The organism is Vibrio sp. 2-1-2a (assembly GCF_032648565.1).
Classification (GTDB): Bacteria; Pseudomonadota; Gammaproteobacteria; order Enterobacterales; family Vibrionaceae; genus Vibrio; species Vibrio diabolicus.
The window spans coordinates 261,541-276,632 of sequence record NZ_WBOH01000001.1 but is presented as its reverse complement, the minus strand read 5'-3'; the positions used below and the strand labels follow the sequence as shown (position 1 = coordinate 276,632).

Genomic DNA, 15,092 nt, shown 5'->3' with positions numbered 1-15,092 from the left:
GTATGTAAATTAGGGCATAAAAGACGAATGTTTTATATCCCATTGCTATATCAAAACAGTTGAACGATATTTGGTATATCTCATTTTCGAGTGTCGGGGGCATAGAATGGATCAACAAGGAAAGACGTGCATTGAATTCGACTACACTAGCTTTTTAGGAGCGACAGGTAGTAAAAAATGGACCTTTTTAGAGGCATTTGCCACCATCGCGCCTATTTTCGGTTTGATGTGGAAACAGAACATTGCGGAATTGAGCAAGCCTGAAGATCGGTTGTGGGATGCCGCATTAAAATCGATGTCTTCTCGTAAAAGTGATGAATCCAATTTGGTCCGCTTAACCCAGTTAGCTAAACATGAAGGGATCAATGAATTGCGAGTCGTTATGCCATATTCGCTCGATGTTCAGCAAATCGAGTACATAGAATCTCGCAGTCAGTTGAAAGTGGACACGTCAGAACAAGATGTCCTTAACATCAAGTTTTAGGCTGAGTATTTCCACTTCATCGATGTACTACTTAACAATAGTGCAATGAAAAGCGACCTCAAAGTAGGTCGCTTTTTTATTTTGAGGTTTTTGTCACAGGTCTTGGAAGTGTGATGAATATAGAGTATTTGCACTTAAATTAACAAAAATGTAACGTTTGGAAATGCAATTGTCATAACTAGCTTCTAACTTTGTGTTTTTAGGACAAATTACCGACTAAGTGGTTGGTACTGTAAGTTCGAATTAACGTCCCTTATTGGCACACAAGGATGATTGAGTCACCACGTCATTTGGGCATAAAAACAAACACAATAAGAAAGGAAGTCAATATGTCTTTGTCTCGTCGAGACTTTATGAAAGCTGCCTCTTCAACGGCGATTGTTACCGGGCTGGTGGGCTGTGGTAGCGATGCTAGTGAATCTGTTGCGGTTACCTTTGAGCACGGAGTGGCGAGTGGAGATCCTACTCAAACACAAGTAATCATTTGGACTCGTGTTACAACCTCAGCGAGCTACGCAGATGTAAGCTGGCAAGTTTCATCTAACGAAAATTTTACTGATATCGTGCAAAGTGGCACTTTTGCCACAGACACGAGCCGAGATTTCACGGTAAAAGTCGATGTTCAAAATCTCAACGCAAATTCTCGCTACTACTATCGATTCATGGTTGGAGATGTCACTAGCGAAGTCGGGCAAACTCAAACATTACCAGAGGATGGTGTAGAAAAGGCATCCATGGCGGTTGTATCTTGTGCAAACTATCCTGCAGGCTATTTCCATGTGTATCGAGAGATTTTAAATCAACATGAGCAAGACCCGTTTGATGTGGTGCTTCATCTCGGTGATTACATTTATGAGTATGGTGCTGGTGGCTACGCTAGTGAAGATGCTGAGGCACTAGGGCGAGAGCCAAGCAAAGGCACTGAATGTATTACCTTAGATGATTACCGAAAACGGTATGCGCAATATCGCCAAGATGCTGATCTGCAAGCGTTACATGCGAGCCTACCAATGATTGCTGTCTGGGATGACCATGAGCTTGCAAATGATACTTGGAAAAATGGTGCGGAAAACCATCAAGAAGAGGAAGGCAGTTTTAATGATCGTCGTGCAGCTGCGGCTGCCGCGTGGACAGAATGGTTGCCCGTTCGTGAAAACACTTTCTCAAACATGCTGATTTACCGTCAGTTTTCGTTTGGAAGTTTAGTCAATTTGATGATGCTCGATACGCGACTTGTGGGGCGTGATAAACCGTTGGATTACTTCTCGCTTAGCTCTCCAACGATGGAAGCGATTGGCGGTTTAGTTGCTCAGTCGCGCAGTGAAGACCGAGAGCTGTTAGGCGCTGACCAACTCGCTTGGCTGATGGATGCGTTCAGTACGCACGACGCAACTTGGAATGTGCTAGGGCAACAAGTGTTAATGTCTCGTATGGAGCTGCCAAGTTCGGTGATGACCGCTATGTTTCAATTGTTTACTGCCACTGAAGACCAAAAAACAGAGGCGTTATTAGCGGTAAACTCTGCGATTACGGGTTATCTCTCTGACCCAAGTTTAGATACCATTGCTTTGCCATATAACCTAGATGCATGGGATGGTTACTACGTTGAGCGAGAGAAAGTTTATCAACTGGCCAAAGCCAGCAGTGGTAACTTTGTCTGCTTGGCAGGAGATACGCACAACGCATGGGCAAGTGAGCTTAAAGACGTATCTAAGCATCCTATCGGGATAGAGTTTGCAACTAGCTCGGTGAGTTCCCCTGGGCTAGAGGCCTACCTAGCGTTAGATCCTGTTGCGATCGCTCAAATGGAATACACGTTGCCGCACTTAGTGTCAGAATTACAGTGGGCAGATATCAAGCAGCGTGGCTTTATGCGCGTTACTTTTACGCCCGACAAAGCAGAGTCGACCTGGTATTTCGTATCAACGATTAAAGACAAAACATATCAGGTGACGACCAAGTCAGCCTCCACAACTGATGGTACTACGTTAAATATCGGCTAAAATGAGCCTAATACGAAAAAAGTCCGCAGGCTATTGCGGACTTTTTATTGGAAAGCGTTTAGCTAATCTAGCGACAGTGCTAGTCAATCAATCCGTATTCTTTGCTCAGTACTTCGATGATTTCCGCTTTCGGATTCTCACTCAAATGAATCGGCTTTCCTGTAATCTTCTCGGCAATACCAATGTAGGTGCTCGAAATCGCCATCAAAGATTCGACGGGTAAAGCATTATCACGAGCGAGTGCTTCGCGCTCTGGCATACGTTCTTTGTTTAGCAAGATATCTGGGTCAGGGAAGTGGTTAAGTAGGAACTGGCGGAAACCTTCTTTTGAGTTCTCTACGATGTGACCTGCTTGGTATTCTTTAGCATCCCATATACGAGACGAGTCTGGTGTACCCACTTCATCCATGTAAATCAGCTTTTCATTGCCAGCAGCATCATGAACATAACCAAATTCGAATTTGGTATCGACAAAGATTTGGTCGATTTCTTCTAACGCTTGGCTGATAACGTTAAAGCCTTCTTTCAGCAGTTTTTCGTAGAGTGCGATATCGTCAGCGCTTGAGAAGTTAAATTCTTCGTAGTTGTCTACGATATTTTGACGAGTAATATTAACGTCATCCGCTTCTGGCACACCGGGAATACCTTTTAGAATGCCTTTTGTGGATGGGGTCATGAGCAACTCTGGCAGTGCTTTGTCTTTTCCTAACCCTTCAGGAAGTTGGATTCCACAAAACTCGCGCTCGCCATTTGCGTAAGCGCGCCACATCGAACCCGTGATGTATTTGCGGCAGATGGCTTCGATTTTTACAGGTTTGGCTTTTTGTACAATCCAAACAAAAGGGTGAGGAATGTCTAGAATGTGGCTATCTGCTAAGCCATTTTCTTTGAATAGTTTGAACCAGTGATTAGAAATCGCATTAAGCGCAGCCCCTTTACCAGGGACACCATTAAGACCACCTTCAGCATGCCAAATACAATCGAATGCAGAGATTCGGTCGCTAATCACCATGATAGCCAAAGGCGCATCTGGAGCGACATCGTATCCTTTTTCTTTGATCAGTCGGGCGCTGTCTTCTTCAGTTAACCAGTAAACTGAACGAACTTTTCCGCTATGAACGGGTTTATGGGTGCGAATTGGCAGGTCGTCATTGACGGCAAGTACTTGATTAGCAAGGCTCATTGCGACATTCCTATCATCTTAATCAAACGTCAGAAAGAGAAGATATTCAGCAAAATGTGGGCGCTGAATAAATCGAATGTGGGCATCATACCAGAACTATTTTAACTCGCCAGAGAAAAAGCAAACGTTTGCTTATTTTCTTTAATACAAAAAAAGCCCCCTTAAAAAGGAGGCGAGATGCAGGATGGATAACGTCGAACTTATTAGTGGTACTTATTAACTCTGCCTTCGACGAAAAAAACCTCACACTGATAGCGCTGCGCCATGTCGCGCAACATAGATTGATTCATAAGTGCAATTTTATTTGATGCGACAACAGCACTGGCATTACCTGATCGGATGGCTTTGATCACGATCTCGACTTCTGAAAGCTGTTGAGAAGGCTTCATTTGAATCACGTTTTTACAGCAAATATTAGAAGCAGTGAGTTGTTCAAAGTCTGGACGAGGGCAGTCTGCTGTAAACAAAATCCATTGTTTCTGCTGCGATAAAACAGCCAGCTTAGATAGAAGCTGATCCGAAACGGCCATGGGCTGAGTTGCTTGTGCCAATACGTTGTAACGAGAGTATGTATGAGATTGACTTTGTAACTGCATCTTACTGTTCCTTTATACATGCTGTATGTGTATACAGTAGTTTGTTTTGACGACCTGATCAACCCGTTTCTCAAAAGTTATTTGCGTTTCTTTGAGAAGGAAACAAAAGGATTTTATTTTAAGTATCTGAATTTATTTGATTATTTTTCATTTTTGATATGTCTAACATCAATTTAAAAATGTGAGATGAGTAGAAAATTGGACGAGATACATACAGGGGGTCACTACTGTATATACAGGTGTTTTTTCACGGGCAGTGGTTTGTATACAGTAGGAGAGGGGCTGATAACCGATGCGACATGCTATGTAGGATAGGAGGGAATACGAGATAGAGATTGAAAATAGGGCTTGGCCGATCAAAAAAGCGCCTTAAAAGGCGCTTTTGAAAATCAGTTCCGTTGATTCCGTCTTGCTTAGCTCGCTCGTTGCAAGCGTTCGCGCATTTGCAATTCGCCTTGGTTAAATAGGCGCACGTCGATTTTTGCCATGTCGTAACAAGCTTTACATGAGTAATGGTGCTTGCCATCTAAATAATCGTGACGAGTTACAAGACTAGGTTTTTTACACCAATCACAGGTGCCTTCTTCAGTGAACATTGATTTTCTCCCCACCTAGATTAATTTGAGTCGTTAGGTGTTATTTTGCGCTGAGCATTATGGCATAAAAGCGAGACTTAAGTTAAATGTCTGTTAATTTGTTTGAGAGGGAGATCGATTGCGGCGCTTGATTATATGGCTCTAGAAGCATGCTAGCCAAAGTTTTCTGACCTGTTTTTACTGTTTTGTAACATTTTGTGAGACAAGCTTAAAGGCATGATTGAGTCGCTTCATTTCTTCTTCACTGCCTCTTGTGTCCGGATGATAAAGCTTTGATAGCTGTCTATAGCGTAGCTTTATTGCTTGTAAATCAGGGATGTGTTGTGGTGTGTAGCCAAACATAGCACACGCGACGCTTAGCTTATGGTTCTCTGCCTGGGTTTTGGATTTCTTAAATTCTTTGAATACTTTCTCTAGCTGGCGTTTCAGTTGCTTGTTCGTAAACTCTAGCTCTTTAACTTTTGCCGCCATTCGCTGATTTTGGTTTTCCTCTTTGGCTTCAAGCGCTTTTCTATTCTGCTTATGTTTCTTGATTACGAGGAAGCTTAAGCCGCTGATGATGAGTATCGCCGCTAGCCAGATCAGCCATAAAAACTGCGAGTATTCTACGTTGGGTTTTGCAGTTGTTGTGCTTTTCTCTTCTTGTGTTTGCTCTGCCTTTTTATCGAGCGACTTTATTTGCGAGACTTGTTTAGCTCGCAGTTGATTGAAGCGCTGCTCTAACAGTTGATTATAAGCCTGTTCTGCTGCTGGATTATGCTGAGAAGCCATTTGATACAAAGCTTCAGTCAATTGAGAAGCTGTGACCTTATCTTGATTGCGCTGAATAAAGTTAGCGAGAAGAAAGCCCCGATCGGTTGGATCATTGAGTGCGATAGAGGTTAGCCAATATAACGCTTGTGTTTCATTCTTTTCGCCATATATCCCCTCAGCAAAGTCGTTCGCGAGCTGTTTTTGCGCAGGGAGGTAGCCTTGGTTGGCGGATTGCTCTAGCCAGTAGCGTGTTTCTGTTGAGGCTTCAGCTTTGTTTGATGCCAATAATTGTTGTGCGTACTCGTATTGTTCTATGGGGTCATTTGGAGCTTGAGAGGCAAGCGAGTAACCAGAAAAGCTGAGGCTAAATAAGCAGAGTAGGGCAGACGTTTTGACAGACATTGATATGTCAGGCCTAACGATTATGGTTAGGCCTGCTCCGGTAATTTTTTATTATTACCGCTATGGTGCAACCAAATTACTTCAGTGGCAAGATCTGGATTTCAACACGACGGTTGCACGCACGACCTTCAGAAGTTTGGTTTGAGCAAATTGGGTTACGTTCGCCGTAGCCACGTGCAATTGCACGACCAGGTGCAACGTTTTGAGATACTAGGAATTGACGTACGGACTCTGCACGACGCTCAGACAACGTTTGGTTGTATGACTCACTGCCCGTGCTATCAGTGTAACCGTCGATAACAAGGCTGGTATCTGGGTATTCAACCAAGATGCGAGCAACACCGCGTAGCGTATTATGAATGCTAGCATCAAGCTGGTAAGAGCTTGAAGAGAAGCCGATACCATTTTCCATACGCAGTAAAAGCTGGTTCTCACCAACACGCTGAACCTGTACACCAGAGTTTAGCAAAGCGCGACGCAATTCTGCTTCTTGTTGGTCAAAGTAGTAACCAACGCCAGCGCCAGTCGCTCCGCCTGCGGCCGCACCAATGAGTGCATGCTGACGGCGTTCTTTAGCGTCATCGCCCGTTGCTAGACCGATTGCTGCACCAGCGATAGCACCAATAAGCGCGCCTTGCGTGGTTGAGTTAGTTTCGTATTCACCCGTTGTTGCATTTTGGCGTTGAGTGGCTTGACAGCCAGTAAGAGCTAGCACTAGAGCTAGTGCAATAGGCATCTTTTTCAAGGGAAAATCTCCGTATAAAACTGAGGCGAAACCATGCCTCATAATGGGATGCGAATTATGAATAAGTAAGCATTGATATTTGTTATGAGAAAGTAAGATTGATAAGAGTTTCTGTAAGAAAATTCTTTTCGTTACTATCACAACTTCAAAAAGTAGGTCCCAATAACATTGGAACCTACGTCAATCAATTGCTGCTCTGGTTATTTCGATGGATTGCCCAACATTTTACGCGCTTGCTCGCCGCCAACACCACGGTTAACGGAGACTCTTCTACCTTTTTTCAAGCCCACTTCGTAGTCTTCGGTTAGGTTTTTCATCGCTTCTTTCAGTTGCTTCTTGAAGGTTTCGCGGTCAATGTTTTGGAATTCTTTATCAATATAATCATTGATTTTGTTGGCCGACTCTTCGTCTGGAGAAATGACTGGAAGTTTCTCTATTGCGCCCTCTACCCAGCCAGATACAAATGAGTTCACGCGGCGAGTCACTTCTTGAGAAGAGGTGCCCGTACCTGCGAAACTATTTCGGAATTGTCCGGTACTTTCGTTCATCTCGCGATAAATAATATCGAAAGCAAATGCAGCAAAAATCGCGCGATCTGCTTCACCGATAAACTCGACACGTTTGAGCCCTTTGTGATTCAACAACACCGCTTCAACACCGAATTTAGTGTTAATGCCGCGAATCACTCGCAATATGGTAGAACTGATATTCGCTGGTAGTAGGTGGGAAGATTGTGTTTTCCCCATTCTGATAAACTCAATATCGTCCTTATCCAGACCATATTTGAGCATGAGGCGATGTGCCATTTTGATAGCATTGGCAGCCTCATTAACATTAGCGGAATTGCCCAGTTCTAAGCACTTGGCGATTTTTTTCAGAGCTTTTTGTTTATCCATCGACAACCAGTAACGAAAGCAGAAAATTTATGAAGTCAGACATATTACCTTTTTTGACATAAAAACGAAATACAAGGTGGGAGTGAAGGTGGTTTATGGGCATAAAAAGAAGCCCCACGGAAGGCGAGGCTAGGCGTTTTAGTTCGTCATAATCAGTATGAAGTCGTACTTGTGTCTAAGAAGCCATTCTTCATTAAGATTAGTTGGAATTACAACCCGAGCTGGTTGAGTAAATCATCGGCGTCATCGTTCGAACTCGACGATTTAGATTCTTTCTCAGCCATATTTTTACGTGTTGCTTCTAAAATATCGTCTGGATTTTCGTCTTCTGCGATTTCAAACTCTTCTAGTTGGATGAACTCAGTTTTGTCCATTGCCAACTCTAGGTAGAAAATGTTGTTATTTTCGGTGGAGAACGTCACTCGGCGAGCTTGAGGGCGGTCAAGGTTGGTATCCACTTGTAAGATGACTTGCTTATTCAGCGCCATCATTTTTGGCTGGTTTTGTGTGATGTTCGTTTGCAGCTCTTTACGAATTTTATTGGTGAAATCTCCAACCAGTTGGTTCATTAGCTCACCCAGAACATCTCCCACCTCGTCAGAAGTATGAGATATTGCCAGTTCTTCTTCTGGCATACCCATATTACGCATGTAGTTGGTGTAGATCTCTAATGCGGCTTTTGCCGTAAAATTAATTACGACCAGCCCGGTAAACCCGCCATCAAACAGAACAAAACAGCCAAAATCTGGCTTGAGGCTAGTCTTGTGGATTTTTTGCACCATTGCAGAGTAATTTACTTGAGAAGATGTCGCCGAGGTAAGGACGCCAGAAACAGACTGGCAAAGTTTGAGAAGGATATCTTCAGTGGTCACAATTTTATTTTTTTTCATTCTGAAAACTCATCTATAAACGCGATTCGTTCCCCAATGTAAGGCATCAAGCGTGAAAAAATAAAGCATAAGTTTAATTATTGTATCGAGATTCTGATTTGCTCGTCTTTTTAAATGTTGTAAAGTGACGAAATTCAAAGAATATTACTTCACTTACTCTTTTGTGGTGTTTTGTTTCGCTGAACGCCAACTTGTATGATAAGTGAGCAAATAATTACATAACCCGCAGCTGATCGGATTCAGCGTCGTAGGGGCAGGAAGCAAATGTTACCAAGATTACACTCGCAAACTGATGTCGATCCTCTTGTTCTTAGTTTTCTGAAAGAGCTTGAGCACGCCGGATTCACTGGTGATATCGAAAGCCAATATTCAAGCCGACTAGCGGTTGCCACTGACAACAGTGTTTACCAGCAACTTCCTCAGTCTGTCGTTCATCCCAAAACGACAGAAGATGTTTCTCTCCTCGGGAAACTGAGCAATAAAGAAAAGTACGAACGAATTACCTTTTCACCTCGTGGTGGCGGCACAGGGACCAATGGTCAGTCGCTAACCAAAGGTATTGTGGTGGATATGTCTCGCCACATGAACAAAGTGCTTGAGATTAATGAGAAAGAAGGCTGGGTTCGTGTACAAACTGGTGTAGTGAAAGACCAGTTAAATGACGCTGTTCGCCCTTATGGCTACTTCTTCTCTCCAGACTTATCTACCAGTAACCGTGCCACGATTGGCGGAATGGTCAACACCGATGCTTCTGGTCAAGGATCTCTGAAATACGGAAAAACATCCGATCATGTATTGTCGCTACAAGCGGTGTTTGCTGATGGTTCAGTTTTAGAGTCGGACTTGTCTCATGGTTACCCAAAAGAGGGCGAGTTTGCTGCCAAGGCGCTACGAGTAACGGAATCCGTATGTCGTGAAAAACGCCAGCAGATCGTGGATAAATTTCCTCCTCTCAACCGCTTCCTAACGGGCTATGACTTAAAGAACGCGCTAGATGAAGACGATGATCGTTTCGATATCACACGAGTGCTGTGTGGCGCGGAAGGTTCATTGGCATTTATTACTGAAGCGAAGCTAAACCTGACGCCAATTCCGAAAGCACGTACTTTGGTTAACGTTAAATACAACAGTTTTGACTCTGCGCTGCGTAATGCACCGTTTATGGTCGAAGCGAAAGCGCTATCTGTAGAAACCGTTGACTCGAAAGTACTTAATCTCGCGAAGCAAGATATCGTCTGGCACACCGTGAGTGATTTGCTTACCGATGTTCCAAACAAAGAGATGCTTGGCATCAATATGGTGGAATACGCAGGTCAGGACGAAGAGGAAGTCGCTGCTCAGGTTGCAGCGTTGACCGCCAAGCTCGATACCATGTTGGAAACAGAAGAAGCGGGCATCATCGGCTACCAGGTTTGTAACGATGTAGCGAGCATTGGGCGTATTTACAACATGCGTAAAAAAGCGGTGGGTTTGTTAGGCGCAGCAAAAGGTCGTGCTAAACCGGTCGCATTCGCTGAAGATACCTGTGTGCCACCAGAAAACCTGGCAGACTTCATTGTAGAGTTTCGAGAGCTGTTAGACAGCAAGTCTCTGAATTACGGCATGTTTGGCCACGTCGATGCCGGGGTGCTTCACGTACGTCCTGCGTTGGATTTGTGTGACCCGCACCAAGAAGCATTGATGCACGAAGTTTCTGATGAGGTGGTCAAGCTGGTGGCGAAATATGGCGGTTTGATGTGGGGTGAACACGGCAAAGGTTTCCGTTCAGAATATGGCCCTGAGTTTTTCGGCGACGAGTTGTTTACTGAACTGAGACGTGTGAAAGCGGCATTCGATCCACACAACAAAATGAACCCGGGCAAAATCTGTACACCGCTAGATAGTGATGCAGAGCTTGTCAAAGTTACCGATACCAAACGTGGTTACTATGACCGTCAGATTGACGTTCAAGTACGTGACAGCTTTAAACAAGCGATGGAGTGTAACGGTAACGGTTTGTGTTTTAACTACGATACCAGCTCGCCAATGTGTCCATCGATGAAAGTAACAGCCGATCGTCGTCATTCACCAAAAGGTCGTGCAGGTTTGGTTCGCGAGTGGTTGCGTCAGCTTACTGAGCAAGGCATTGATATTCTTGACTTAGAAAAGCAAACACTAGAAAACAAAACATCAATCAAAACCATGATTGACCGCGTACGTCATTCTATCAATCGTCGTCACGAGTATGACTTCTCTCACGAAGTGTATGAAGCGATGAATGGTTGTTTGGCGTGTAAAGCATGTGCGAGCCAGTGTCCGATTAAAGTCGACGTTCCGAGTTTCCGCTCACGCTTTTTAAACATTTATCACTCTCGTTACCAACGTCCAGCCAAAGATTATCTGGTTGCGAACATAGAGACTATGCTGCCGATGATGGCGAAAGCGCCAGGTGTCGTAAACGGTGTTTTGAAGCAGTCGTGGGTCAAGAGCTTAACGGCTTCAACAGTTGGGTATGTCGATGCGCCGTTGTTATCAGTACCTACATTGAAACAACGAGTAGAGTCGCTGACAACGCCTTATGATCTGCAAGCGCTCAGCGGTTTGTCTTCGTCTGAAAAGAGCAAGCATGTTTTAATTGTTCAAGACCCATTCACTAGCTACTACGACGCCGATGTCGTAGAAGACTTCGTTAAATTATTGAAAAAGCTGGGCATGCATCCGGTGCTTCTGCCATTTAAGCCGAATGGTAAAGCACAACACATTAAAGGCTTTCTACGTCAGTTTAAGGATACAGCCGCCGATACAGCGAAGTTCTTGGCTATGGTAGCGGATCTGGATATTCCTTTAGTTGGTGTCGATCCTGCGTTGGTGCTGTGTTATCGAGATGAATACGCTGAAGTACTTGGCAGTAAGCGAGGTGATTTCGATGTACTAACGGCCCACGAATGGCTTTACCCAAGACTAGAAGCGTTTGAAAGCGGAGAGCATAAGGCGCAGGAACCTTGGTATCTGTTTGCGCACTGTACTGAAAAAACCAAAATGCCGAATGCGGAAAAAGAGTGGGGCGCTATTTTTGCTCACTTTGGTGCAGTTTTAAATACGGTTCCTGTTGGTTGTTGTGGTATGGCGGGTACGTTTGGTCACGAGGTCGATAAGTTGTCGATGTCGAAAGACATTTACAATTTAAGCTGGAAGCCAAGCTTAGATAAGTTAGATAACGAGAGATGTTTGATTACTGGCTACTCTTGCCGCAGCCAAGTGAAACGCTTTGAAGGAACAAAGCCCAAACATCCCGTTCAGGCGCTGTTAACTTTGATATAATCACATCAAATTAAGCCCAGTTTTACTGGGCTTTTTTAGAAGTCACATACAACAATTTCAAAGGATATGAATCTTGAGAAAACTTGAACTCAAAGTCCCACCTGTTGCGGTGTTTTTGTTGGTCATACTACTCATGTATGGACTGACAGTTCTGGTGCCGAGCCTGAATATTAGCGTGCCCTTTGTCGAGGTTGTGGTTGGCGGGTTAACTTTGCTCTCTGGTTATATGGGCATTGCTGGTGTGTATGAATTCCATAAAGTAAAAACGACGGTTAACCCTGTAAAGCCTGACACGGCCTCTTCCGTGGTGAGAACTGGCGTATTTTCTTTTTCGCGCAATCCGATGTATATGGCGCTACTGCTTCTAATCATTGCAATTGGTTTGTGGTGGCAGCATTTGAGCGTGGTGCTTTGTGGCGTCGTATTTGTCAGTTATATGAATCGATTTCAAATCAAGCCAGAGGAACGTATTCTAGAGCGATTGTTTGGTGAAGAGTATGTGGATTACAAAAACCACGTCCGCCGCTGGATCTAAGCATTGCGTTTAGTTTTATTTGGATGAGACATAAAAAGAAAGCCCAACGACCGACGTTGGGCTTTCTTTTAGTAAACACGTTTTTTGAGCGCTTCTGATAGGGCAGTCGATTAGGCTGCCTTAACGAACTTTGCTAGGAATGCATCCTTACGTTCATTGAAACGGCGTACAAGATCGTCAACCGCTTCTTGGTCATATGGCTTCAAGCCGCTTGCAACCATGCGCTTGATGCCTTTGCCAACGACTTCACCGTCTTCTTTGAACGCAAAGTTTAAGGTGACTACCCCACGTTTACCTTCCACGTCGAATGTTGCGCCAGTGAAATCCACTTCTGGATGCGTAAGGTCTAAGCGTGAAAATTCAACTTCCATGCTTTCATAAATAACCAATGGACGTTGGCAGTTGATCATCATTTGCTTCTCTTCCATAAGAGGAACCATGATGTGAGGGAAGTTCATGCCAGAGAATTGCACGTAATTTGTTACGACATGCTCAATAAATGCGGGATCGTGGTTAGTCTCACCTTCACGGGACATGTGTAAGTATTCTTTACCGGCCTCGTCAACAACGGCGCTTTCTTTTTCACACTTATTTTCAATATGAAGTGCTACACCATCGTTTACCATGCCAGAGAAGTTAAAACGCATCTTTTGGCTGACGCCTTCTTTACTAAGAAGCACTGCGAAAAGTAAGTCCCCAGGGACACAAAAGCGTTTGTTGTCTTCATCGTGGATTGGGTTGTAGTCACCTGCGACACGTTTTGCAAAGTGGCTTGCTTGTTCGCGAGTGAACTGAAACTGGTGATTAGTGTTTGAAAAATAAGGTGTTAGAAACATAATTTTTACGTAGTAACCAAAACTGTGTGGGATTATATGCGAATATCTGCGTAGCAATGGTCCATCCAGTGAAAACTTCACCGTATCCTAACAATAAGACACTATTTCGGCGGATAAATCGTTAAAAACGCATACTTTAGCAACGCTTTTATTTGTGAAAGCAATAAACAGCGACTTTATTACGCCGGCTGTATTTAAAAGTATAGCAATAACAATATGCAAGTGTTCATAAAGATCGCTGGGAATACGTTTAATGAGGAGATAAAAAAGCTCCACGCGAAACGTGGAGCCTTCAAATTATCATCCGGTTTTTAGATTAAGTGCTGGTAATGCTGGATTACTGAACACTTGGTAACAGACTCTCTGGCATAAGCGTGTTGTGGATAGCTAGCTTAAGCAGAGTATTCGCCTGTTCAATGTCCGGCGCAAAGTAGCGATCTTTATCGTAGAACGATACTTTTTCACGCAACATTTGTTTGGCAATCTCGATACGTTCAGAAGACTTGTTTGGTGCTCTAAAGTCTAGGCCTTGTGCTGCTGAGAGGTATTCGACCGCCAGAATGCCGCGAGTGTTTTCGCCCATTTCTTTCAATCTGCGAGCCGCGAAGGTTGCCATTGACACGTGATCTTCTTGGTTTGCTGATGTTGGCAAGCTGTCTATTGACGCTGGGTGAGCGAGCGTTTTGTTTTCGCTTGCTAGCGCAGCAGAGGTGACTTGGGCAATCATGAAACCAGAGTTCACACCGCCATTATCAACCAAGAACGGTGGTAATTTTGATAATGCGCTATCGATAAGCAATGCCATACGACGTTCAGACAGGCTGCCGATCTCAGCAATCGCCAGTGCTAGGTTGTCAGCTGCCATTGCAACAGGCTCAGCGTGGAAGTTACCGCCAGAGATGATGTCGTCATCTTCAGCAAACACCAACGGGTTATCTGATACGGAGTTCGCTTCTACTTGCAATACTTCGGCGGCGTTGCGGATTTGCTGCAAACACGCCCCCATTACTTGAGGCTGACAGCGCAACGAATACGGGTCTTGTACTTTTTCACAGTTAGTATGCGAATCACCAATGTCACTTGATGTATCCAATAGATGACGGTAGGCCAGTGCAGCGTCCATTTGGCTGCGATGACCACGTACACGATGAATGCGCGGATCGAATGGACGTCGGCTGCCGAGAGCGGCTTCGACAGACATTGCCCCACATACTGTAGCCGAAGCGAAAAGATCTTCCGCGATAAACAGACCTTCTAATGCGAACGCTGTTGATGCCTGGGTACCATTTAGCAGCGCTAAACCTTCTTTCGGCGCCAGAGTTATGGGTTCTAGACCTGCGATTTTTAACGCTTCTTGCCCAGAAATGATATTACCGTTGTGACGAGCTTGTCCTTCACCTAGTAATACTGTGCTCATGTGGGCCAGAGGAGCTAAGTCACCTGATGCGCCAACAGAGCCCTTTTTAGGTACACAAGGGTAAACTTGTGCGTTAACTAGGTCGGTCAGCATATTAATGACTTTTAGGCGAATACCAGAAAAACCACGAGACAGACTATTGATTTTCAATACCATCATCAGACGAACCGTTTCGTCTGACATAAACTCACCGATACCTGCCGCATGAGAAAGAACGATACTGCGTTGCAGAGTTTCTAAATCTTCTGGTGCTATTCGTGTGTTAGCCAATAGACCAAAACCAGTGTTAATTCCGTAAACCGTTCTATCTTCCGCGATGACACGATCCACGACTTGCGTGCTTTCTTCAATGGCCGGAATGGCTTCAGGATCCAAAGTAAGGTTGACTGGTGAACGGCTCACTTGGCGTAGTTCGTTTAAGCTAATATGACCTGGCTTTAGCGTTAAATTTAACAT

At 44.3% G+C, this 15,092-nt stretch carries 13 protein-coding genes; 4 read left to right on the top strand and 9 right to left on the bottom strand.

Annotation, left to right across the window (positions count from 1 at the left end; translation table 11 throughout):
* The first annotated feature begins 106 nt into the window (after window positions 1-106).
* Window positions 107-484: a hypothetical protein gene (locus F7Y48_RS01390; protein ID WP_005377965.1), complete on the top strand. Its 378-nt coding sequence runs from the start codon at window positions 107-109 to the stop codon at window positions 482-484.
* A gap of 329 nt (window positions 485-813) precedes the next feature.
* On the top strand, window positions 814-2,487 hold the full coding sequence (locus F7Y48_RS01385) for an alkaline phosphatase D family protein (protein WP_124008754.1): 1,674 nt from the start codon (window positions 814-816) through the stop codon (window positions 2,485-2,487).
* 79 nt (window positions 2,488-2,566) lie between these two features.
* On the opposite strand, the gene F7Y48_RS01380 is transcribed toward F7Y48_RS01385, so the two are convergent.
* From F7Y48_RS01380 to F7Y48_RS01350, 7 genes are all read right to left on the bottom strand, one after another.
* Window positions 2,567-3,670: a phosphoribosylaminoimidazolesuccinocarboxamide synthase gene (locus F7Y48_RS01380; protein ID WP_046874826.1), complete on the bottom strand. Its 1,104-nt coding sequence runs from the start codon at window positions 3,668-3,670 to the stop codon at window positions 2,567-2,569.
* 203 nt (window positions 3,671-3,873) lie between these two features.
* Window positions 3,874-4,266, bottom strand: coding sequence for a SulA-like leucine-rich domain-containing protein (locus F7Y48_RS01375; RefSeq protein WP_012841914.1), 393 nt, complete (start codon window positions 4,264-4,266; stop codon window positions 3,874-3,876).
* 413 nt (window positions 4,267-4,679) lie between these two features.
* The gene (locus F7Y48_RS01370; RefSeq protein WP_005377960.1) at window positions 4,680-4,862 is read right to left on the bottom strand and encodes a hypothetical protein; all 183 of its coding nucleotides are present in this window, start codon (window positions 4,860-4,862) and stop codon (window positions 4,680-4,682) included.
* 177 nt (window positions 4,863-5,039) lie between these two features.
* Complete coding sequence (locus F7Y48_RS01365; protein ID WP_257897346.1) at window positions 5,040-6,017, bottom strand: J domain-containing protein; 978 nt, start codon at window positions 6,015-6,017, stop codon at window positions 5,040-5,042.
* Between the two features lie 76 nt (window positions 6,018-6,093).
* A complete protein-coding gene (locus F7Y48_RS01360) occupies window positions 6,094-6,753 on the bottom strand; it encodes an OmpA family protein (RefSeq protein ID WP_005377956.1) in 660 nt (219 codons plus the stop codon).
* A 209-nt stretch (window positions 6,754-6,962) separates the two neighbouring features.
* Window positions 6,963-7,658, bottom strand: a complete 696-nt coding sequence (locus tag F7Y48_RS01355) for a DUF2786 domain-containing protein (protein ID WP_005395879.1) — start codon at window positions 7,656-7,658, stop codon at window positions 6,963-6,965.
* 209 nt (window positions 7,659-7,867) lie between these two features.
* Window positions 7,868-8,548 carry a DUF3334 family protein gene (locus F7Y48_RS01350; RefSeq protein ID WP_006742601.1) on the bottom strand — a complete coding sequence of 227 codons (681 nt, stop codon included), beginning with the start codon at window positions 8,546-8,548 and terminating at the stop codon, window positions 7,868-7,870.
* Window positions 8,549-8,812: 264 nt separating this feature from the next.
* Here F7Y48_RS01350 and F7Y48_RS01345 point away from each other — a divergent pair, with 264 nt between their 5' ends.
* Both F7Y48_RS01345 and F7Y48_RS01340 read left to right on the top strand, forming a co-directional pair.
* On the top strand, window positions 8,813-11,848 hold the full coding sequence (locus F7Y48_RS01345) for an FAD-binding and (Fe-S)-binding domain-containing protein (RefSeq protein WP_258643993.1): 3,036 nt from the start codon (window positions 8,813-8,815) through the stop codon (window positions 11,846-11,848).
* A 73-nt stretch (window positions 11,849-11,921) separates the two neighbouring features.
* The gene (locus F7Y48_RS01340) at window positions 11,922-12,383 is read left to right on the top strand and encodes an isoprenylcysteine carboxylmethyltransferase family protein (RefSeq protein WP_316679890.1); all 462 of its coding nucleotides are present in this window, start codon (window positions 11,922-11,924) and stop codon (window positions 12,381-12,383) included.
* A 110-nt stretch (window positions 12,384-12,493) separates the two neighbouring features.
* Here the strand turns inward: F7Y48_RS01340 and F7Y48_RS01335 are convergent, their stop codons facing one another.
* Together F7Y48_RS01335 and hutH are read right to left on the bottom strand one after the other, a co-directional pair.
* On the bottom strand, window positions 12,494-13,219 hold the full coding sequence (locus F7Y48_RS01335; RefSeq protein ID WP_005395883.1) for a DUF3581 domain-containing protein: 726 nt from the start codon (window positions 13,217-13,219) through the stop codon (window positions 12,494-12,496).
* Window positions 13,220-13,556: 337 nt separating this feature from the next.
* On the bottom strand, window positions 13,557-15,092 hold the full coding sequence (gene hutH / locus F7Y48_RS01330; protein WP_316679889.1) for a histidine ammonia-lyase: 1,536 nt from the start codon (window positions 15,090-15,092) through the stop codon (window positions 13,557-13,559).